The sequence below is a fragment of the Ferrovibrio terrae genome, from assembly GCF_943372915.1.
Classification (GTDB): domain Bacteria; phylum Pseudomonadota; class Alphaproteobacteria; order Ferrovibrionales; family Ferrovibrionaceae; genus Ferrovibrio; species Ferrovibrio terrae_A.
Map to the genome: position 1 here is coordinate 69509 of NZ_CALSAN010000007.1, position 21143 is coordinate 90651.

The window sequence follows — 21143 nt, forward strand, 5'->3', positions numbered from 1 at the left end:
CTCACTCATTGCGGCGTCACCGCCAGTTCGTACCAATCATGCACAAGCCCGCGGGCGCCGAAAGCCTCTTTGCTTTCGATCAGGCCATAATTGAGGGTGCGGCCCTGGTCGATGGTGGAAACGCCGAAACTCAAGAAGCGATGGCCGGCATACGGCCCGGTCAGCAGATGGTCGAGCAGAAAATCCAGGGCCCCAATGGCTTTGCCTTCCGGCGTGCTCGCCATGTACTGGGTATGGAAAACCGGCTTGTTGTCGTAGATCACGCAGCCGGCCAGCATGGCTTCACCCTGGAAGGCCCCGTAGAGCAGGATCTGCTCCGGGAAGCGTGAACTGAGCAGCTGCATCTCGGCCACGCTATGGGCCGGCGTGACGCCATGCCGCGTCTCAAGGATGGTCGCCAGCATGGGAATGAAGGTGGCGTAATCCTGCGACAGCCGCACCTCAAGGCTGTTGCGGCGGGCGCGCGAGATATTCGATTTCTTGCCCTTGGTGTATTTCAGCCCGCCTTCGATAAACAGTGCCGAAGACAGGTCGCGACGAGTCAACACCGCGCCATTCAGGGTCAGGGCATAAAGATCTTCCTGCGATGGCTGCGTCCAGAAGACATAGGGGATCGGCTTGTAGACCAGGCGATGCAGACCGGCTTCACGCATGAAGCCGATCAGCGCCTGGAAACAGTCCAACATGATCGCGGCCGTCATATCCATGCCGAACAGCATGCCGCCATAGGTCAGTCCCTGATGGCTGTGCAGGCTGCCATCACGGCTGTTGGCCGGCAGGATTCCCACCAGATCGTCATCGCAGTAAAACAGCAACGAGCAATCTTCGAAGCGGTCGGCATGGTAATCCATGTAATCCCGCTTGAAGATGAAATAGCCGTTGCGTGCCGTCGCCACAAAGCCATCCCATTCGGCCTTGCAATGCGCCGCGTAGCGAACGACCTTAATGCGCGATGAGCTCTGCATAGCCAAAGCCATCGACCCCCATGTCGTTGCCGTTATAGAACATCCAGATCTTGCTGCCGTAATGGATCACGCTGGGATAGCACAGATGCCGTGAATCCCAGCCATCGTCCGACAGGCCGATGCCAAGCTGGGAATCATCGCGCTTCCAATGCACGCCATCGCGCGAGGTGGCATAGCCCGGCGTGTAATCACCATCCACGCTGCCCTTGGTGAAGATCATGCGGTAGCCCGTCTCGCCGACATAGACGCGTGGCCGCCCGATGCGGTATTCGCGGCCCGCCGGCGGCAGGCAGAGATCGCCGGTGGCGTCGAAACGGACACCATCCGCTGATGCCTGATGGCGAATGTGATACTGCGGATAGAAGCCGCCCTTGATCGGTTCCCAGCCGCTGCCAGCCGCATACCAAATGCGCCAGCCACCGGCTTTGTCGGGCATCGCCGTATGCACCGCACGAATGAACAGACCCTCATCGGCGCGGTCGAGCACCGGCGCCGCCTGCGCGCGCTGGAAAGAGTTTCCGCCATCCGTGCTGACAGCCAGACCGGTGAAGGCCAGGAATTTCACCCGCGCCACAATCTGGAAACCCACATAATACATGCGGAGCCGATCGCCATCGGCGACCACATCGCCCAGGATCACGCCGTTGTCGTCAAAACAGCCGGCCATGCCGATATCCAGCACCGGCTCGCGCGATACGCCGACCACCACAGACGGATCCTCGGCCCGTACATCGACAAATCCGATGCGTGAACGGCCCTCGCCATCGCGAAACCCGCAATAGACGCGGATGATATCGCCCATCAGCACCGGAGTCGGCGTCAGGCAGCTATGCTTGGCCCATGCGGAACTGCCATCCGGGCCGTAAATCAGACCGCGCTTCTGCCACTTCATGTCGCACTGTCATCCGGAACTTTGAAATAGCGGCGCGCCGGCACCTTTGAAGGCGGCGTAGCTTCCACGCCGAACAGCTGGTTGTCCTCAGTGTTTTTCAGGATGACGCTGGCGGCACCAATCCAGTTGTCCCGGCCGATCTTGACATGATCGGCCAGCGTGGCATTCACGCCCATAAAGCTGTGCGAGCCGATCTCGCAATAGCCCGGGATCATCACATGCGAGGAGACAAAGCAATAATCGTTGATCGCCGAGCGATGGCCGATGTGGTTGCCACTCCACAGCACCACGCCGCTGCCGATCCGCACATGATGCTGGATCACGTTATTCTCGAAGATGAAGACATTGTCACCCAGCGTGACATTGCGCCAGACGAAGGCGCGCGAGCTGACATAATTGGCCAGCACATAGCCCTTGGCGCGGGCAATGCCGCAGAGCCGGGCCCGCACGCGATTGAGCTTGGTATAAGTCACCGCCACATGCGCCAGGCAGCGGTCAGGTGGGAACTGCGTCTCGATATCTTCCAGCGCCACCACCGGCAGATCGTACATCCGGTCCTTGATCAGGAAGGCACGCTCGGCGGCGAAACCGACGACGCGGAAATCGGAATCATGGGTGAAATATTCATAGGCGATTTCGCCGAATTCACCGTCGCCGACGATCACCAGGTCCTTGGTCTTGTCCATCGCGCCCTCCCTGCCGCAGCCGGCTCACGGCACCGGAATGCCAAGCGCCGCCCATTTCGCCACTGCCGCCTTGCGGAAGGTGGCATGGTCGCGGAAATAGTCGCTTTCGTCATAGACCGTGGACGCCATCACCAGGCAGACGCCGCCGGACGAGAAGTTGTTGATCACGCGCCAGACCATCGGACCGATCAGCACGCCCTTGTGCGAGCGATTGAGAAAGATCGATTCCTGCACACGGCCGTCATCGAGGTGAATGCTGAAACTGCCCGAAGCGGCAACAATCAGTTGCGACAGCACCTTATGGGCATGGCCGGCGCGCTCAGAGCCCGACGGCACGTCGTAAAGATAATAGACGCGGGCGATGTCAAAGGGCACCTGCCGACCGCCCTCAACAAAAGTGAGGTTGCCGCGTGGGTCATGCACCACCGGCAGATCGACGACCGTCCAGCTCTTGCCGTCGTCCATTACCCGTCTCCTGGCTGCTGTAAAGTCGGCATGGTTTTCCGCACTTTACCGCATAAATGGTTAACGGTTTTTTGCGATTGGCGACCTCAATCCGCTGGTAAAACCAGCCCTGCGTGGCGGAAAACGTCGAACAGCTGCGCCCGTAGCCGCGCCACCGAGTATTCCCGTCCGACCCGCTCGCGTGCCTTGGTCAGGATGGCCTGCCGGCGGGCCGGGTCACCGAGCAGGTCCGGCAGGGCCGTAACCCAGTCGGCGTCCTTGACCAGCAGTGCGGCACCATCGGCACAGCAGTCGCGATAGATCGGATGGTCGGAGGCGATCACCGGCAGGCCAGCCGCCGTGTATTCGACCCATTTGGTATAGGTCTTCATGCGGGTGAAGGGATTGTCGCACAGCGGTGTCAGGCCAAGCGACCAGTTGCGACGCTGCAGGTCAACCAGATAGTCGTCATAGGCAATGAAGCGGCGCTCATGCCGCACGCGCTCCCCGAACGGCAGCAAGGCCTCGGGCAGATGGTCCAGCGAACCGATCAGTTCGAACCGGACCTGGGGAAACCGCTCCAGCGCCGCGACAATGCCGGGCAACGCGAGTTTCAGATCCTCGCTATGCCCCCCGCTGGCGGCATAGCCGAATACCGGCGCCGCCTCTGTTGGCGCCGGCAACGGCAGCAGATCGACGGCCGCGCAGATCGGGCCGACATGGCTGTTGGCCACGGCGATGCCGAGTGCGAGCATCCGGTCGCGCAATGCATCCGTGCTGAAATAGGACACCGAGGCCAGTTCCATCTGCAGGCGCAATGCCTGCAGGCGCTTCGGATGGTTATAGTAAGCCACCTTGTCGGCGCCCTGATCGGCCGAGACTTCCATCAGGTTGTCATCGAGATGAAAGACGAAAGGCAGGCCGCGCTGGTGGCTGGCCTGCATGAAATCGGCGGCCAGCGGCCCGTTATAGCGGCTGGAGAACACCAGCGCCGGCTGCACCTTGTCGAGAATGACCCCAGCCAGCGTCGGTGCATCCATGCCGGGCGGGGCGCCCTTGGCGATCTGCGCCAGGGCATCCTGGGTCAGCATCTGGATGTTGAAACCGGCCAGGCCCTGCAGCGGGCGCAGCAGATGGATCGCCAGTGTCGGCGACACACTGGTGGCCAGCGCCAGGATGGTCAGCGGTGCTGCGGCTGGCTGGGTCACGCGGTCGCTGCCTGCAAGTCGCGCGCGACATCAAGCCAGCGCGCCGCGATCGCCGGGGGACTGTAGCGGCCTTCGACATAAGCCTGACCGGCGCGCAACCGCGCCAGCGTCGCGGCCGGATCGGCCAGCGCGGTGGCAATGGCGGACGGGATGGACTCATCCAGGCCGATATAATCCCCGAGGCTGCGATAGCTCTCCAGCGGATGCGCCACCACGGCACGTCCCGCCGCCAGCGCCTGCAGGGCCCGGTTATTGCTTTTGCCTTTCGACATCAGCGAGCCGGCATCGAAGGGCAGCACGACGATGTCGCAGGCCGCCAGTGCTGCCTCCAGCACCGGCACCGACCAGGGCTCATGCGTCACGCCAAGCGTAGCCGGATCGGCGGCACCGAAGACCTGGCGGCTTTCCACCGTCGGCAGCTTCTCGCAGACCAGATGCAGCCGGCAGGGCATGGTGGCGCGGATGCTCGCCAAGTCCTCATGCACCAGCTGGCGCAGGGCCGCGATATGCGCCGACAGGAAACCGAACCACAAAAGCTTCAGTTCTCCGGCCGGGGCAAACCTTGCCTCCTGCCGCGCCACTTCCACAACATCGTCGATGACGAAGACCGGGCGGGCATTGCGCAAGGCAGTGCGCAGCAGCCCGGCCAGTGCCTCGGTCGGTGCAGTGACGGCATCGCAGCGGGCGAAGATCGCATCCAGGATCACGCGGTAGGCCTTGGTCTGCTCGGGGCCGAGCGCCTTGGCCATGGCGTCCAGGAATTCAGCGCTGAACTTGAAATCGGACACATCGATCACCACCCGGCCGCCTTCAGCGCGAATTTTGTCGATCTTGTCGAGCAGCACCGAGATGACATTGGCCAGCATCAGGATGTCATGCTTGGGCTGATGCAGCACCAGCAGGTCGAGCCGGGTATCGAAATCGGGGCGGAAGAGGTCCATGACCGTTGAGACTTCGGCGCGCACGCCATCCTGCTGCATCTGCCGCACGGGAATGAAGCCGCGATAGCGCGCGCTGGCCAGGTGGCTCATCTGGGCCACCGGAGCATGGGGCACGGCATTGACCGCAAAGACGACACGCATGGGCTGGCCTGGTCCCCCGATTCGCAGCGTCAGGAGTATACCTATTCCGCCGGACGCAGCGAGGCGCCGGCTGCAGAATCGCCCTTAATCGCCGGATTCCCAACGGGAAACCGCTAGGCGCGACCTGTCAGCCCGCCGCCGCCTGGATTGCCGCGCCGGCGCCGATATCGGCAATATCGCCCACCACGCGCGCCCGCACGCGCATTGCATTGCCCGGGAGATAGGCGATCGGCAGATCCTCGATCTCGACCAGCTTCAGCGTGCCGGCATCCGCGCCGCCATGGACCGCCTTCTGCTCGGCCAGCTTGCGCGCCTGCGAGAGGGCTTCATCGCGGCTCAGGCCGCTGAACACTTGGTCGATTTCACCCGAGACCTGTGCGATGGCCGCGCCCACGGCATTCGCCACCGAGGAATGCTCGACATGCAGCACCCGGCCGACGCCGGCGAGCTTTTCCGGGATCAGGAAAGCACCGCCGCCGGCCGCGATCAGGGTGACATCCTCGGCCTGGGTCTTCATGCGGTCGATGCCTTCTTCCAGCATGTCGCGCATCCGTGCGAGGGCATCATCGACCAGGCTGCGCGGCAGATGCCTGACCCGGTTCTTATCGCCAAGATCGATCAGGCCGGCTGCCACGCCGATATCCGTGCTGGTCAGCGTGGTGCCGCCAAACACCAGCGCCTCCTGCGGCAGGCGGAACCCGACGCTGCGCGGACCAACGCTGAATGGCTTCTCATTGATCAATGTGCCGCCACCCAGACCCAGCGACAGCAGGTCGGGCATGCGGAACAGGGTGCGCACGCCACCGATCTCGACGACATTGTTGGCTTCGCGCGGGAAACCGTGCACCAGACAGCCGATATCGCTGGTGGTGCCGCCGACATCGACCACCATGGCATCTTCCAGGCGCGTCAGGAAAGCCGCGCCGCGCATGGAATTGGTCGGACCGGAAGCAAAGCTGTAGACCGGGAACTGCGCCGCCACCTCGGCCAGCATAACGGTGCCGTCATTCTGGGTCAGATAGAATGGCGCGCGGATGCCAACGCCAGCCAAAGCCGCCTTGAAGGCATCGGTTGTCTTGCGGCCCAACTCGACCAGACAGGCGTTGAGCAGCGTGACATTCTCACGCTCCAGCAGACCGATACGACCAAGCGTATGCGACAGCGTGATGGCGACCTCTGGATAAACCTCGCGCACGATCTCGGCCGCACGCAATTCATGCTCGGCGGTCAGCGGGGAAAAGGTGGCCGAAATACCGACCGAGCGGATACCGGCATCGCGAATCCTGCGTGCCGCATCGCGCACCGCCTGCTCGTCCAGCGGCATGAAAATGCGGCCATCATATTCATGACCGCCCTCGACCATGAAGATCATGGGGTCGACAGTCTCACGCAGATCCTGCGGCCAGTCGATCATCGGCTCCAGAGACTGCGACGCCGGCAGGCTGACGCGGATGGCGGCAACGCGGATCAGGTCGCGCCGCTGCACCACGGCATTGACGAAATGCGTGGTGCCGATCATCACGGCCTCGACACCGGAAACCCGGTTGCCGGCCTTTTGCAGCAGCTGCTGCAGGCTATCCACCACGCCGGACATCACGTCCTGCGTGGTCGGCGCCTTCACCGCCGCCACCACCTTGCTGTCTTCTACCAGGACGGCGTCCGTATTGGTGCCGCCGACATCGATGCCGATGCGTTTCATGCTGCAAATACCGATTTGAAGTCGATGTCATATCCGAAGGCGCGCGGGCCGACATGCTGCAAGCCCTTGCTGGTGGTGAGCACGGCCGGAGCCGGCAGGGCGATCACCGTGACACGCTGGCCATAGCGCAACGTTTCTGTGCCGATGGCATCGCCCGATACCGTGTCCAACACGCAGATCAGGTCCGGCGTCATCACCTCGGGCTTGCCGTTGATGGTGCCGACAGTGAATTCATTCTGGAAATCCAGAATCATGCTTCTGCCGCGATTGTCGTCCAGGCCCTCAATGGTGGCCTTGCCACGGAGGAATCCTTCAGTGGCGCGACGCTGCACATCGGAAATCTTGCCCTTGAAGACTTCCTTTCCGCCCTCAAGCGCAAGCACTGCGGCAATCGGGTCGCTGTGCGCCTTGCGCGCCTTCAGCACCGCCTCGCCAATGCGGATCGCCTTTGTGGTCGTGTAATGGATGCCCCACTGCTTGACCTCCTTGCCGCTGCGCGGCGCCTTGCAGGTCGAAGCGATCGAGCCGACCTCAACGCAGATCTTGCGGCTGATCCGCTCCATCCACTTCCAGGTCGTGACCTTGGTAACGAAGCTTTCATGGCCGCGCACGTCGCACAGGCTGAGCGGATACATCGGCAGGTCGCCGATGGCAAAGCTGGTCATCTGCGCTTCCGGATAGGCGCGCCCCATGGCGTCGGCATCGACCACAGGTACCCGCATCTGGGCGGCGACCAGCAGGGGCTGCAGGCCGTTGCCGCCGCCGATCTCCACGCTCATGACGGCGCGGAACTTGCGGCCGAGATACTCTTCCATCATTTCCACGGCGCGCGCCGCAGTGGCCGGATCGTTCAGCCGCTCCTGCCCCACCAGCGGCGCGCCCATGTTCGACACCACCGCGACCAGGTCGTCGTCCTTCAGGTCCATCGGATCCATCAGGGAGATGCGATGCCCTTGGGCATACAGCTTTCGCAGGTTGAGATAGTTGAGATACGGGCTGCCGCCACCGCCGGTCCCCAGAATCCAGGCCCCGATTGCCAGAGGTTCAATCTCGTGTTCGCCGATTTCGCGCATCTGCGCCCCAATCCTTATCCCGACTTTTGCCGAATCCGATGGCCGCCACGCTACGCCGTCCGCTCCCCGCTCGGGTATCAGGATGGATACGTATGAAAGGCTTGTTCCCCCGCAGCCGAGGGGCTTAGATGACCCCATGATTGCGGAGCGAGAAACGGCTGTTTTGCCTACGAATTCATCATTGCGCCGCCGTGTGGCCAGCCTGACCGTGGGGCAGACACCGCGGGCCGATGTGCTGCCCGATATCCTGGCGCACATGCCGGCACCCATCGAGGTGGAGGAATTCGGCGCGCTGGACGGCCTGAGCGATAGCGAGATCGCCGCTCTGGCCCCGCAGGCCGATGAATACTGCCTGATCACCCGCCTGCGCGATGGACGCGAAGTGCTGGTGTCCAAGCCCCGGGTCGCCGAGCGGCTGGAGGCGATCTGCCGTTCGCTCGACAGCCAGCGCTACGACCTGGTGGTGATCCTGTCGACCGGCCTGTTCCGCGAATTCGAAAGCCCCTGCCCGATGGTGAATGCCCAGCGCGCCATGGAGGCCTCGATCGACGCCATCGCCGCTGCCGGCCAGACCGTGGGGGTGATTTATCCCACCCATCGCCAGATTGCCGAAAATGCCGGCTATTCCGTGCCCGGCCTGTCGCTGCGCTTCAGCTATGCCGAAAGCGGCGTGGCAGACAGCCTGCGCGACGCCGCCACCGATCTCGATTCCTGCGACCTGATCGTGCTGAACTCGGTCAGCTTTACCGAGGAAGACCGCAGCATCATCACGCGCCATACCGGCAAGCAGGTGATCCTGGCCCGCCGCATGGTGGCTGGTGCGATCCGCCTGCTGCTGGACCCCGGCATGCGCGCGGTTGCCCCGGCAGCCGCGGAGGTCGCACCGCCCCGCAGCGATGTAGACGACCGCATTGGCAGGCTTACACCGCGTGAGCGGCAGGTGATGTCCCTGGTCACCGAGGGGCTATCCAACAAAGCCATTGCGCGCCAGCTGGACATCAGTCCGCGCACGGTCGAAATCCATCGCGCCAAGGTGATGGAAAAGATGGAGGCCAGTTCGGTTGGCGCCCTGATCCGGCTGGTTCTGGCAGCACAGCACGCCGACCACTGACCGGGCCGCCAGCGCGACGGTAGAGACCGGAATCATGCCGCAGCGCACAAAAAACGCGCAGCGGGGACGACTTCCCAACCCGGCCCTGTAAGTGTTCACCCGTATTTGCCCGGTGCCGGCCATCGCATAGCCTTCCTGACTGCAGACGCCAGAGTCGCATCTCACAGGAAGGCCGGCCATGCCGCATGCCCCGCGTATCGCTTTCGTCACTATCGGCCAGGCGCCGCGCATCGACCTGACGCCGGAAATCCTCGCCCGGGTTGGCAGCAAGATCGATGCCGTGGAATTCGGCGCTCTGGATGACCTGACAGCCGCCGAAGTGGCCGCCATGGCGCCGCGCGCCGGCGAAGCCAGCCTGTGCACCCGCATGCGTGACGGCAGTGAGGTGGTGATCGGCAAGGACCAGACCCGCGACCGCCTGCAGGCCCTGTTCGACCGGCTGGACGGTGAAGGATTCGATGCCATCACCCTGCTCTGCACCGGCCATTTCGATCATCTGGGCAGCAAGACGCTGCTGATCGAGTCGCAACGCGTGGTCGATGCCACCGTCGACGCTTTTTCGCTCGGCTGCCAGAATCTCGGCGTCATCCTGCCGCTGGAACGCCAGGTGCAGGAATTCCATGTGCACTCCGATGCCGACCGCAAGGTCAAGGCAACGCATTATTCGCCCTATAGCGGCGACCGCCTGGCAGCGGCCGCGCGCGAAGTGGCCGATTGCGACCTGATCGTCATGCACTGCATGGGCTATTCCGAAGCGATGCGCGCCGAAGCCGCCGCCGTCACCAACAAGCCGGTCCTACTGGCGCGACGCATCGTCGCCGGCGCCGTACAGCAAATCGTCTGACATCAGGGAAACCAAAGGGGAGCTTCTGCCATGAAGAAATTCGTCATGCTCGGCCTTGCCGCAGCACTTCTGTCCACAGCCGCATTGCCGGCTGCCGCCTTTGAACGGGTCGGCGACCGCAAGGTGATCGTGTTCGGCGGTCGCCAGCAGGTGCCCGTGATCGACCCGCATGTGCGCTACGATTGGTCGATCCGGATGATGCAGCAGTCGCTCTATGACGCGATGGCCAAATACAACGGCAACCCGGCCAAGATCGAACCCTGGCTGGCGCAGAAGTGGGAATCGAGCCCGGATGCCAAGACCTGGACCTTCCATCTGGTGAAGAACGCCAAGTTCCACAATGGCGATCCGGTAGATGCCGAAGCGGTGCGCTATTCCTTCGAGCGCGGCCTGAAGCTTAACAAGGGCGTGGCCTGGATGCTGAAGGATGTGCTCGATCCGTCGGGGATCGAGGTGGTGGATGCCCATACCGTCCGCTTTAACCTGAAATCCTCCTATGCGCCGTTCATCAGCTGGATTCCGTGGTGGTATATCGTCAACCCCAAGCAGGTGAAGGCCAATGAGGTCGATGGCGATTACGGCCAGAAGTGGCTGACCGAGAATGCGGCCGGCAGCGGCCCATTCAAGACCAAGCGCTGGGAGCAGAATGTGCTGTACGAGCTGGTCGCGGTGGATGATTACTGGAAGGGCTGGCCGCAGGGCGAAAAGAACCGCCCGGCCGGCATCATCTACAAGATCATCCGCGAGCCGGCGGCCCAGAAGGCCGCCCTGCAGCGCGGCGAGGCCGATATCGTCGAGGGTCTGACGCCCGACGATTACGACCAGATCAAGAGCACCAAGGGCATCGTGGTGCAGAGCCATGCCGGCATGACCACCTTCGGCATCAAGTTCAACACCCAGACCGGCCCGACCAAGGATATCAACCTGCGCAAGGCGATTGCCTATGCGGTGGACTACGACAGCTTCGTCAAGGTCTATAACGGTGCCGCGATCCTTGAGACCAGCCCCTTCCCGCAAGGCATGCAGGGCCATATCGATGTGCCCGAGCGTCCGAAGCAGGATCTGGCCAAGGCCAAGGAATATCTGGCCAAGTCGGCCTATCCCAATGGCGGCATCGAACTCGACTACTACCATGTCGCCGGCCTGGAAGAGGCGCGCCGCATCGGCCTGGTGCTGCTCGACAATCTGTCGAAGCTGAACATCAAGGTGAATGTGACGCCGGAACAGTGGCCCAACATGGTCGCCAAGGGCTCGAAGCCCGATACGGCGCCCAACATGACCAGCGTTTACGTGACGCCGATCTCGACCGACCCCGATGCGGTGGCCTATCAGTATCACCGCAATGCCTGGGGCCAGTATTTCGCCATGAGCCACTATGACAACCCGGACGTGAACGCCCTGATCGACAGGGCGCGCACGCTGGGCAAGTGGGAAGAGCGCGCACCGCTCTATGCCGAGATCCAGAAGAAGATCGTGGCCGACCAGCCGGAAGTCTTCGGCATGATCCAGAACCGCCGCTGGGCCCATCGCGACTACCTGAAGGGCTTTGCCTTCAGCCCGGTCCGGTTCACCGGCGAAGTCGATCTTTATCCGCTCTGGATCGACGCAAAGTAAGCAGAGTATCGTAAGGGCGGCCGGCTGCAGGGTCGGCCGCCCAGAACGGAAAGCGCCCCATGGTTCTCTTTGTCGGCAAACGGCTGGTGCTGTTCGGCTTCATGCTGCTCGGCCTGCTGACAATCATGTTCCTGATCACCAATGTGGCGCCTGGCGATCCGGCCAAGCTGATGGCCGGCCAGAATGCCACCCAGGACATGGTCGAAACCATCCGCCGCGAATACGGCCTGGATAAATCGCTGCCCGAGCAATATGCGGTCTATATCGGCGGCGTGCTGCGCGGCGATCTCGGCCGCTCGATTGTCTCGACCAAGCCGGTGGTCGATGAACTGCTGCGCTATTTCCCCGCCACGCTCGAACTGGTACTGGTGGCGATGGGGCTGGGCATCCTGATCGGCGTGCCGTTCGGCATGCTATCGGCGGTCTATCGCGACAGCTGGATCGATCATGCCACCCGCATCTTCTCGGTGTCCGGCGTGGCCCTGCCGGCCTTCTGGTTCGGCCTGCTGCTGCAGCTGTATTTCGCCGTGCATCTGGAATGGCTGCCGGTCTCGGGCCGGCTGGAACTGATCACGCCGCCGCCGGAGCCGATCACGCGGCTCTATCTGGTGGACAGCCTGCTGCGCGGCGAGTTCGACACCTTCCGCGAAGCCCTCCAGCATATCATCCTGCCCGCGCTGGTGCTTTCTTTCCCCTGCCTGGCCTCGATCCTGCGCGTCAACCGCGCCGAGATGCTGGAGGTGCTGCAGTCGGATTACATCGTGGCCGCGCGCGCCAACGGTATTCCGGCCTTCCGCATCATCACCGTCTATGCGCTGAAGAATGCCATGCTGCCGACCCTGGCGATAATCGGCCTGCGTTTCGGCTGGATGCTGGGCAGCACCGTGCTGGTGGAAACCGTGTTCGACTGGCCCGGTATCGGGCTCTATGCCGTGCAGTCGGCGCTGTATTCGGATTTCAAGCCGGTGCTGGGCGTCACGCTGCTGATCGGCTTCTGCTTCATCTTCATCAATTTCCTGATCGACCTGGCCTATGGCTGGCTCGATCCGCGCCTGCGGACCCAGTGATGGCGAGCGACACCACCTCTGTGGCCCCAACCGGCTGGCGCGCCCGCCATGCCGGCACCATCCGGCAATGGCGGCTCTATGCCCATCTGTTCCGCCGCAGCTTTTCCTCCATGCTCGGCCTGTTCCTGGTCGTGCTGTTCCTGGTGCTGGCCGCTGCCGGGCCTGCTCTCGCGCCCTATCCGGAAGACACCATGGGCGCGGTGCATCTGGACAACCGCCTGAAGCCGCCGTCGCTGACGCATCCCTTCGGCACCGACGAGATGGGCAACGACATTCTCAGCCGGGTGATCGTCGGCACCCGCACATCTTTGTGGATCGGCCTGATCATCACCGGCGTGGCCGCCCTCATCGGCGTGCCGCTCGGCATCTTCGCCGGCTATATGGGCGGCCGCATCCGCGAGGTGATCATGCGGATCACCGATGTGTTCCTCTCGGTGCCCGGCCTGGCGCTGGCGCTGGCGATCGTTGCCTCACTCGGCCCCGGCATCACCAACTGCGTGATCGCACTGTCGCTGGTCTGGTGGCCGGGCTATGTGCGGCTGATCGACAGCAAGACGCTCGCGCTGAAAGAGGAACTCTATATCGAGGCGGCACGCGCCATCGGCGCCCGCACGCCGCGCATCCTGTTCCACCATATCCTGCCCAACTGCGTGTCGCCGCTGATCGTCAAGGCCAGCATGGACATGGGCATGGCGATCCTTTCGGCCGCCAGCCTCGGTTTCATCGGCCTGGGCGCCAAGCCGCCGAGCCCGGAATGGGGCGCCATGATCAGCGTGGCGCGCAGCTACATGCCGGACTGGTGGTGGTATGCGCTGTTCCCCGGCCTGGCGATTTACCTGACCGTGCTGGGCTTCAACCTGTTCGGCGACGGCCTGCGCGACATCCTCGATCCGAAAAGCCGCGGCCGATGAGCAGCCTTCTCGACATCCGCGACTACCGCCTGGATTTCGATACCTTCGACGGCGCCTACAAGGTGCTGGACGGCATCGACCTCAGCCTGGCCGAAGGCGAGACGCTGGGCATTGTCGGCGAGACCGGCTGCGGCAAGTCGGTGCTGGCGAAAAGCATCATGGGCCTGCTGCCATCGCCGCCGGCACGCGTGCTGTCGGGCAGCATCATGTTTGAAGAGCATGACCTGCTGAAGGCCACGGCCGCCGACTGGCGCGCCATCCGCGGCCAGCGCATCGCCATGATCTTCCAGGACCCGATGACCTTCCTCAACCCGGTGCTGACCATCGGCCAGCAGGTCTGCGATGTGATCGCCGCCCAGCAGGGCAGCAAGCCGAAAGCCGCACGGCTGGACCGCGCCGCCATCCGCGCCCATGCCACCCGCATGCTGGAGCTGGTGCGCCTGCCCGATGCCGCCGAGCTGCTGAACCGCTATCCGCACCAGCTGTCGGGCGGCATGCGCCAGCGCGTGCTGATCGCCATGGCGCTGAGCGGCTCGCCGCGCCTCTTGATCGCCGACGAACCGACCACGGCGCTGGATGTCACCATCCAGGCCCAGGTGCTGGCACTGATCGACGACCTGGTGCAGCGCCTGAAACTGGCCGTCATCATGATCAGCCATGATCTCGGCGCGGTGGCCGCGGTCTGCCGCCGCATCGCCGTGATGTATGCCGGCACCGTGGTGGAGGATGCGCCGACTGCCGAACTGCTGGCCCGGCCGCGCCATCCCTATACCAAGGGGCTGCTGGCCGCCCTGCCCGATATCGAGGGCGACCAGGCAACGCTGGTCGGCATCGCCGGCAGCATTCCCAATCTGCTCACCCCGCCACAGGGCTGCCGCTTTCATCCGCGCTGCCCGCTGGCGGATGCGCGCTGCCGCAGCGAGAAGCCGCTGCTGCGCCGCCTGAGCGACACTCATCGCGTGGCCTGCCATCATGTCTGAACCGCTGCTGCGCCTGGAAAACCTGACCAAGCATTACACCGTCAAGCGCGGCTCGTTTGCCACCGCCACGGTGAAGGCGGTGGATGGCGTCAGCCTGCATGTGATGCCGGGCGAGGCGCTGGGCATCGTGGGCGAGTCGGGTTCGGGCAAGTCGACCGTGGCCAAGGTGCTGCTGCGCCTGACCGATCCCACCGCAGGCCGCATCCTGTTCGACGGGCAGGACATCACAGCACTTGATGGCGATGCGCTGCGCGCCCTGCGGCGCGACATGCAGATCGTGTTCCAGAATCCGCATTCGGCGCTGAACGGCCGGCACACCATTTTCGATGCCATCGCCGAGCCGCTGGTGGTGCAGGACGGCCTGCGCGGCCAGCCGCTGATCGACCGCGTCAGCCGCCTGATGGACCTGGTCAGCCTGCCGCGCAGCTTCATCTACCGCTATCCGCATGAACTCTCGGGCGGCCAGAAGCAGCGCGTGTGCATCGCGCGCGCCGTGGCGCTGAAACCCCGGCTGCTGGTGCTGGACGAGCCGACCTCGGCGCTGGACGTTTCGGTGCAGGCGCAGATCCTGAGCTTCCTGAAAGACCTGCAGCAGGAGCTGAAGCTCACCTACCTGTTCATCTCGCATAACCTGGCGGTGGTGCGCTATCTGTGCGACCGCGTGGCGGTGATGTATCTCGGCGCCGTGCTGGAGCAGGGCCCGGTGGCAGCCGTGTTCGACCGGCCGCAGCATCCCTATACCCAGGCCCTGGTGGCGGCGATCCCGAAACCCGGCGTGCCGGCTGGCCACAGCCTGCTGGGCGGCGATATCCCGACCGCGAGCCGCATGCCGCCCGGCTGCCGCTTCCACACGCGCTGCGCCGAGGCGATGCTGCCGCGCTGCGCCACCGACAGCCCGGTGCTGGCGCCGCTGGACGCCGGGCATGACTGCGCCTGCTTTGCCCGCGGGCCGGCGGCCTGACCGCGCCGGAAGTCCGGCTAAATCATTGAAAAGATGGTGCACCCGACAAGATTCGAACTTGTGACCTCTGCCTTCGGAGGGCAGCGCTCTATCCAGCTGAGCTACGGGTGCCGGCGGCGGACCGGCAAAACCCCGCCGGTCGCGAACGGGCCGGACCATAGCCGAGCAGGCCCCCCATAAGCAAGGCGGTGCGGCGGGCCAGGCGGCCTCCGGGCCATTGCATAGTCGCCGGGGTTCGGTCTGCTCCATTTGGGTTCGTTCAGGTTCGTTCAGGTTCGCTGGGGTTCGCTGAGCTTCGCTGGGGTTCGCTGGGGTTCGCTGGGGTTCGTTGGGGTTCGTTGGGGTTCGTTGGGGTTCGTTCGCCGTCTCCCTGTCCATCCCGCAGGGCCATGCAGCTTGCGCGCGAACCGCCTCACCGGCTGCGCGGCGGCCGCACCGGCGCGCGGATCAGCAGGGGCGCACCGCTCATATCCACCGGCGGCACCTCATCCCGCAGATTGCCACCGAGCAGATTGCGCAGCAGGGCGAAACTCAGCTCATAGGCATGTTCCGGCCAGTCGGAATGGATCGGGCCGAGGCGCCCGCCATAGAGCGAGCAGCGGACCGGGCAGCCCCAGCCGCCGTGCGGATCGGGTTCCGGCGGCTGCACCTCGGCGGTGAACTCGGCCAGCGCGCCCTTGTGCAGCGCGCGGCCATGAAACCGCGCCGGCGCGAAACAGGGAATGCCGAAGTCGTCCGTCACCGGCACGGCGATCTCCGCCTTGCGGCCTGCGGCATCGCGAATCTCGAAACCGAGCCCTTCCATGTTGAACCGCAGCCATAACACGGCCTTGGAATAGGCCCATTCGGGATAGCGCGAGCGGAACTGACCGCCGCCGCCGAGCAGCGGGCAATCGAAGCTGCAGATGTAGTGGTCGGCGTCATCGGCGACCGGCGCACTGACATGGCCGGTCAGCGGCAGCGTGACGCCATCGGTGTAGCGGGCGGCGAGCGAGAAGGTGAAGGATTTCATCAAGGATATAAGAACATAAAAAGAACATATTGTCAAATAACTTGTTGGAGTACATACGTATTCAGGGTGCCCACAAACTGGTTGCCGGCCATGACACCGTGAACCATTCCGCAAAGGAATACGCTCGCGGCCCGTTCCACACCAATACCGTCGCGGGCGACTTCTCGATCTTCAAGCGCGGCATGCTTGGCATCGCCAAGAAAAGCACCTGCACCGCTATCTGGCGGAATTTGATTTCCGCCACAACGGCTGTTCCATTGACGACGACGCCCGCGCTGGGCTGTCCATCAAGGGGCCAAGGGCAAACGCCTGACCTATCGGCAGACTCACAGCGCCTAAGCCGATTGCTCCGGCTACGGTGCGACGCGCACTCTGTTATGCGATTGGCCAGATTCTTCTAGGCCATCGCAAATAGGTGTCGTCAAATATCTCTCTTTTGGAGGGGGCATATGATTGATCAAGAGAAAGTCCAATTTGAGATGCGTCTTAGCGCTCTCGAATATTTGGTAACAAAGCTGTTTGTTGCGCACATCACAACAGCAGGCCTCTCAGACGAGAAAATACAGAAATACTTCGACGACTTTCGCGATGGCGCGGCCAAGCAAATATTTCCAGGCTTCGATCCGGCCGTTTCTGATTACGTGACAAGTGAGTGGGAGAACGCAATAGAGTCGCTGCTAGTCGCTCAGAAACAAATGTTGGCTCAGCTTCGGCAGCCAAAGCCATAGCGATAAATCTACCATCATTTGTCATTCTATTTTTTTCCGATGGCTTCTTTTTTTAACTTTCGTCTAACGCGGCTGCGGCTTGGTCTGAAGCATCTTCTTCAGTACCTCGTCGCGCTTTGCATCATCAGGGGATTTGGTCATGGAAGATCAGCTCGGTTCTGATTTGCGTGTATTTCAAGAGTACCGTGAAATGCGTCTAGCCATCGCTGGTGCCGTAATGTCATGGGGAACCCTGGAGAACGCCTTAGCTGGGCTTCTTGCGGTGATCCTAGATACACCCAACTATCAGATGCCGTATGCAGTGTACTACGCCCCGTCCAATACAGAAACGCGGCTTTCTATTATCGATAACACCATTACGCATATAGAACGACGCAGCGAGCTTACGCCTCGCATACTGGCATGCTGGGACTCCCTTAGGACTAAAATAGACCGCTCAAAAAACACCAGAAACAAAATTGTTCACGGCAATGTAGTGACAATCCACTTTAACGAGCAAAATCGTTGCCGCTTGGTTAGCCCGGTTTTTGATTTTACTCGCCGTGCACAAAGAGAACTGGCTGCAGCGTTCCAAAAAAAACAGTTTCTAGGTATGTCGCCACACGATGTTAGTAACGCAGCCAAAATTTTCGATGGCCGCACAAAACAAGTGCAGGCGCTATCGGACCTTATAGTTGCTGATCGGAAGGCCCCTTTCGGGCCATCATCATGGCAACATAAACTTCTCGCGCTAGAATCAGATCTGAATCTGACGGCGGCCCATACAAGCGGCCAGACTCCCAAAGCACCGTAGACCCGCGCTCCAACATCTCAGGAGTAATCTCAAATGAGTCATGATCAGCCTGATCCAAAGCTGCTCGAATTAGAGCCAAACGGTCTTTACACGACGCCAATTGCCTCAGGGTTTCTAGGGATGGCGATTGAGGGAGGCTCATTGCCAGTTCAAATCCGCCTGAGTTTCGCGGGCGGAGCAGAACTTCGCATCCCGATGTCCAATCTCGCTGTAAATCGGATGCTGGCTCAGTGCGCTGGGCTGTATCAAAGCCGGAAAGATCAGCGCACTGAGTAGCGCCGGCCTGTCCGTTATATTGCAACACTTCTGGCATTGTTCACTCAAGTATATAATTGGGATAACATTCCTTTCCTTTGGTTTATTAGCCGAGTGCGGATGGCACCCTACGTTTCATCAATATCTGCGCCATACGGCACCATCCGCCCTTCCGGCTATTCTCCCTGAACCTCAATACCCCACGGTGAACCGCTGGCGGATATGCTTGGGGCTCTCCAGCTCGTCGATGAGCGCGATGGCGTAATCCTCCATCGAGATGCGGCTGTCGCCGTTGGCATCGCTGAGCAGCGTATCCTTGCCCAGCCGGAATTTGCCGGTGCGTTCGCCCGGCACGATCATCGCCGACGGCGACAGGAAGCTCCACTCGAGGTCGGCCGCCTGCGCCTTCAGCGCGTCGAGGAATTCTCCGCCCTTCGCCGCTTCGGCCTTGTAGATCTCGGGGAAGCCCGGCGCGTCGATCAGCTTCAGCCCCGGCGCCACCTCCAGGCTGCCGGCGCCGCCCACCATCAGCCAGCGTTTCACGCCCGACTGCCGCACGGCGGCGAGCAGCTTGGCAAAATCGCTGGCGAGGAAATGCACGGCGCTGACCACCGCATCATGGCCGGCCAGCACCGGCGCCAGCGCAGCGGGCTGATGCAGGTCGGCGGCCTTGGCGGTCAGGCCCGGCCTGGCCGCCAGTGCATCGGCCTTGCGGGCAATGGCAGTGACGCTGTGGCCGCGCGTGAGTGCTTCGTTCAGCACGCGGCTGCCGATATTGCCGGTGGCGCCGATCAGGGCGATTTTCATGGTGTCTCTCCTTTTACCGGTATGGTAGTTTCTACCGGTAACCAGATGGCGGATTGGCCATCTGGTGTAAAGAAGGCACTTTTTTCTCGTCAGGTGAGATCGGGGTAACCGCCCATGACCAGGCGCAAAGCGATGACAGGCAAGACCATGACCGGCAACAGTTACGATCCGCAATGCCCGACCCGGCAGGTGCTGGACCGCATCGGCGACAAATGGACCGTGCTGGTGCTGATCCTGCTGCTGGATGAACCGGTGCGTTTCAATGAACTGCGCCGGCGCGTGGCCGGCGTGTCGCAGAAGATGCTGTCGCAGACGCTGAAAAGCATGGAACGCGATGGCCTGGTGCATCGCCGTGCCATCGCCACCGTGCCGGTGACGGTGGAATATTCGATCACGCCGCTGGGCCAGACCCTGGCCGCGCTGGTCGACCAGATGCGGCTGTGGGCCGAACAGAACCTTGCCCATGTGATGGCAGCCCAGCGGCGTTATGACCGGGCGCAGCCGATGCCTGCGCCAAAAGAAATAAAAACAATCCGCGCGGCATAACGCCCGCCGCAGACGCGGTACCGCCAAGCTTGGCTCGGCATCGCGCTATAAACGCCGGAAGCCCGCCATAATGCGCGGTCGCGGTGCATGGCCCGCCCCACGGCGCGGTTGTGCCTACCTCTTTTGTATGCGGCGCGCGTGAGTCGCAACTGCTGGTGCGATCAGCAGTTGGAGATGGACTTACCTCGAAATAAGCGTAGCCTGCACCCATATTGACAATCGCAGACCCCCACGCCGCCATGCGACGCCGCAGATGATGCCGTCCCTGCATCGACTTCTTTCCGGCGCGCAGGCGGAAGAGGCCCGGATGGCAGCTGTGCGGCAGTATGCCGTGCTGGATACGCCGCCCGAGAGCACCTTCGACCACATCACCAGTCTGGCCGCCGAGCTGTTCGGCACGCCGGTGGCGCTGATCAGCATCGTGGCCGAGGACCGCGTCTGGTTCAAATCGCGCCATGGCATGCCGATGGCGCAGACCAGCCGCGATGCCGGGCTCTGTGCCTCGGCGATCCTGCAGAAACGCGCCTGGCTGCTGAGCGATGCGTCCAGCGATCCGCGCGCCCTGGCGCATCCGCTGGTCACCGGCGATTTCGGCCTGCGCTTCTATCTCGGCGTGCCGCTCACCACCGCCGATGGCTGCAGCCTGGGCACGCTCTGCGTGATGGACCACAAGCCGCGCAGCATCACCAAACGCCAGATCGCCAGCCTGAACAGCCTGGCCGCCATCGTGATGGACCAGCTGGAACTGCGCAATGCGGGCCGGCAGGCCGCCATGGCGCTGGCCGAGGCCGCCGCCGCCAAGGACAAGGCGCTGCGCCTGACCACCCTGATGGCCAACGAGATCGACCACCGGGTGATGAACAGCCTGCAGCTGGTGTCGGGCCTGCTGTCGATGCAAAGCCGCACGCCAAGCGACGACGATGTGCCAACCCAGCTGAAGCAGGCGGCCGGCCGCGTGTCTGCCATTGCCCGGGTGCACCAGCATATCTACCTGAGCGAAGGCATCGAACATGCCGATGTGGCGCAGTATCTGCAGCGCGTCTGCGACGACCTTTCCATCATGCTGCAGGCAACCAACCGCGGCAGCATCGAAGTGAGCGGCGCCGAGGTGAAGCTGCCGACCGCGCGGATCGTCGCCATCGGCCTGATCATCAACGAACTGGTGACCAACGCGACCAAATACGGCGCCGGCAAGGTGGCGGTGCGCTTCGCCGATACCGCAACCGGCTATACCCTGTCGGTCTCCGACGAAGGCGACGGCCCGCCGCCTGACGAGATTCTCAAGCCCGCGCGCGGTTTCGGCATGAAGGTGATCACTTCGCTGGTGTCGCAGCTGCGCGGCGACCTCAGTGTCGGCCGCAAGGATGACGGCACCGGCACTCAGGTCACCATCGCCTTCCCGCGCGAAATCGCACTGCCGCACATGCCCTGAACGGAACTATCCAGCACCCGCCCTGTTCTTTCA

General features: G+C 62.9%; 22 protein-coding genes, 1 tRNA gene and 1 pseudogene. 13 read left to right on the forward strand and 11 right to left on the reverse strand.

What is annotated here, in order from left to right:
- Window positions 1-5: 5 nt before the first annotated feature.
- The 8 genes from AAG821_RS06920 to AAG821_RS06955 form a co-directional block, all read right to left on the reverse strand.
- Window positions 6-965, reverse strand: coding sequence for a hypothetical protein (locus tag AAG821_RS06920; protein WP_341909403.1), 960 nt, complete (start codon window positions 963-965; stop codon window positions 6-8).
- Entirely contained in the window at window positions 943-1857 is a 915-nt protein-coding gene (locus AAG821_RS06925) for a hypothetical protein (RefSeq protein WP_341909402.1), read from the reverse strand. The genes AAG821_RS06920 and AAG821_RS06925 overlap by 23 nt, the downstream gene beginning before the upstream one ends.
- Window positions 1854-2543 (reverse strand): acetyltransferase, encoded by a 690-nt coding sequence (locus AAG821_RS06930; protein ID WP_341909400.1) that lies wholly within the window; start codon window positions 2541-2543, stop codon window positions 1854-1856. The genes AAG821_RS06925 and AAG821_RS06930 overlap by 4 nt, the downstream gene beginning before the upstream one ends.
- Before the next feature lie 24 nt (window positions 2544-2567).
- On the reverse strand, window positions 2568-3008 hold the full coding sequence (locus AAG821_RS06935) for an FdtA/QdtA family cupin domain-containing protein (RefSeq protein ID WP_341909398.1): 441 nt from the start codon (window positions 3006-3008) through the stop codon (window positions 2568-2570).
- Between the two features lie 86 nt (window positions 3009-3094).
- Window positions 3095-4195, reverse strand: a complete 1101-nt coding sequence (locus AAG821_RS06940) for a glycosyltransferase (protein WP_341909396.1) — start codon at window positions 4193-4195, stop codon at window positions 3095-3097.
- Complete coding sequence (locus tag AAG821_RS06945; RefSeq protein WP_341909395.1) at window positions 4192-5277, reverse strand: hypothetical protein; 1086 nt, start codon at window positions 5275-5277, stop codon at window positions 4192-4194. The genes AAG821_RS06940 and AAG821_RS06945 overlap by 4 nt, the downstream gene beginning before the upstream one ends.
- A gap of 127 nt (window positions 5278-5404) precedes the next feature.
- Window positions 5405-6976, reverse strand: coding sequence for a hydantoinase/oxoprolinase family protein (locus AAG821_RS06950; RefSeq protein ID WP_341909392.1), 1572 nt, complete (start codon window positions 6974-6976; stop codon window positions 5405-5407).
- On the reverse strand, window positions 6973-8049 hold the full coding sequence (locus AAG821_RS06955) for a DUF917 domain-containing protein (RefSeq protein ID WP_341909390.1): 1077 nt from the start codon (window positions 8047-8049) through the stop codon (window positions 6973-6975). Before AAG821_RS06955 ends, AAG821_RS06950 begins: the two co-directional genes overlap by 4 nt.
- 181 nt (window positions 8050-8230) lie before the next feature.
- On the opposite strand from AAG821_RS06955, the gene AAG821_RS06960 reads away from it, so the two are divergent.
- The 7 genes from AAG821_RS06960 (at window position 8231) to AAG821_RS06990 (ending at window position 15537) form a co-directional block, all read left to right on the forward strand.
- Entirely contained in the window at window positions 8231-9160 is a 930-nt protein-coding gene (locus AAG821_RS06960; protein WP_341909389.1) for an AroM family protein, read from the forward strand.
- A 178-nt stretch (window positions 9161-9338) separates the two neighbouring features.
- Complete coding sequence (locus AAG821_RS06965) at window positions 9339-10004, forward strand: AroM family protein (protein WP_341909386.1); 666 nt, start codon at window positions 9339-9341, stop codon at window positions 10002-10004.
- Between the two features lie 30 nt (window positions 10005-10034).
- Entirely contained in the window at window positions 10035-11618 is a 1584-nt protein-coding gene (locus AAG821_RS06970; protein WP_341909384.1) for an ABC transporter substrate-binding protein, read from the forward strand.
- Between the two features lie 59 nt (window positions 11619-11677).
- Window positions 11678-12685, forward strand: coding sequence for an ABC transporter permease (locus AAG821_RS06975; RefSeq protein ID WP_341909382.1), 1008 nt, complete (start codon window positions 11678-11680; stop codon window positions 12683-12685).
- On the forward strand, window positions 12685-13596 hold the full coding sequence (locus AAG821_RS06980; RefSeq protein WP_341909380.1) for an ABC transporter permease: 912 nt from the start codon (window positions 12685-12687) through the stop codon (window positions 13594-13596). The genes AAG821_RS06975 and AAG821_RS06980 overlap by 1 nt, the downstream gene beginning before the upstream one ends.
- Window positions 13593-14576, forward strand: coding sequence for an ABC transporter ATP-binding protein (locus tag AAG821_RS06985; RefSeq protein WP_341909377.1), 984 nt, complete (start codon window positions 13593-13595; stop codon window positions 14574-14576). Before AAG821_RS06980 ends, AAG821_RS06985 begins: the two co-directional genes overlap by 4 nt.
- The gene (locus AAG821_RS06990) at window positions 14569-15537 is read left to right on the forward strand and encodes an oligopeptide/dipeptide ABC transporter ATP-binding protein (RefSeq protein ID WP_341909375.1); all 969 of its coding nucleotides are present in this window, start codon (window positions 14569-14571) and stop codon (window positions 15535-15537) included. The genes AAG821_RS06985 and AAG821_RS06990 overlap by 8 nt, the downstream gene beginning before the upstream one ends.
- Window positions 15538-15571: 34 nt before the next feature.
- Here AAG821_RS06990 and AAG821_RS06995 read toward each other — a convergent pair.
- A tRNA-Arg gene (locus tag AAG821_RS06995) sits at window positions 15572-15648 on the reverse strand.
- 301 nt (window positions 15649-15949) lie between these two features.
- Window positions 15950-16549, reverse strand: coding sequence for a hypothetical protein (locus tag AAG821_RS07000; protein ID WP_341909374.1), 600 nt, complete (start codon window positions 16547-16549; stop codon window positions 15950-15952).
- An 83-nt stretch (window positions 16550-16632) separates the two neighbouring features.
- On the opposite strand from AAG821_RS07000, the pseudogene AAG821_RS07005 reads away from it, so the two are divergent.
- From AAG821_RS07005 to AAG821_RS07020, 4 genes and pseudogenes are all read left to right on the forward strand, one after another.
- Window positions 16633-16888: pseudogene (locus AAG821_RS07005) on the forward strand (transposase); the annotation flags it as partial.
- A gap of 110 nt (window positions 16889-16998) precedes the next feature.
- The gene (locus AAG821_RS07010) at window positions 16999-17277 is read left to right on the forward strand and encodes a hypothetical protein (RefSeq protein WP_341909372.1); all 279 of its coding nucleotides are present in this window, start codon (window positions 16999-17001) and stop codon (window positions 17275-17277) included.
- Window positions 17278-17416: 139 nt separating this feature from the next.
- Window positions 17417-18070, forward strand: coding sequence for a hypothetical protein (locus tag AAG821_RS07015; RefSeq protein ID WP_341909370.1), 654 nt, complete (start codon window positions 17417-17419; stop codon window positions 18068-18070).
- A 33-nt stretch (window positions 18071-18103) separates the two neighbouring features.
- The gene (locus AAG821_RS07020) at window positions 18104-18346 is read left to right on the forward strand and encodes a hypothetical protein (protein WP_341909368.1); all 243 of its coding nucleotides are present in this window, start codon (window positions 18104-18106) and stop codon (window positions 18344-18346) included.
- A gap of 171 nt (window positions 18347-18517) precedes the next feature.
- On the opposite strand, the gene AAG821_RS07025 is transcribed toward AAG821_RS07020, so the two are convergent.
- Complete coding sequence (locus AAG821_RS07025; protein WP_341909366.1) at window positions 18518-19132, reverse strand: NAD(P)-dependent oxidoreductase; 615 nt, start codon at window positions 19130-19132, stop codon at window positions 18518-18520.
- Between the two features lie 114 nt (window positions 19133-19246).
- On the opposite strand from AAG821_RS07025, the gene AAG821_RS07030 reads away from it, so the two are divergent.
- Entirely contained in the window at window positions 19247-19678 is a 432-nt protein-coding gene (locus tag AAG821_RS07030; RefSeq protein ID WP_341909365.1) for a helix-turn-helix domain-containing protein, read from the forward strand.
- A 307-nt stretch (window positions 19679-19985) separates the two neighbouring features.
- A complete protein-coding gene (locus AAG821_RS07035) occupies window positions 19986-21110 on the forward strand; it encodes a histidine kinase dimerization/phosphoacceptor domain -containing protein (protein WP_341909362.1) in 1125 nt (374 codons plus the stop codon).
- The last annotated feature ends 33 nt before the right edge of the window (window positions 21111-21143 follow it).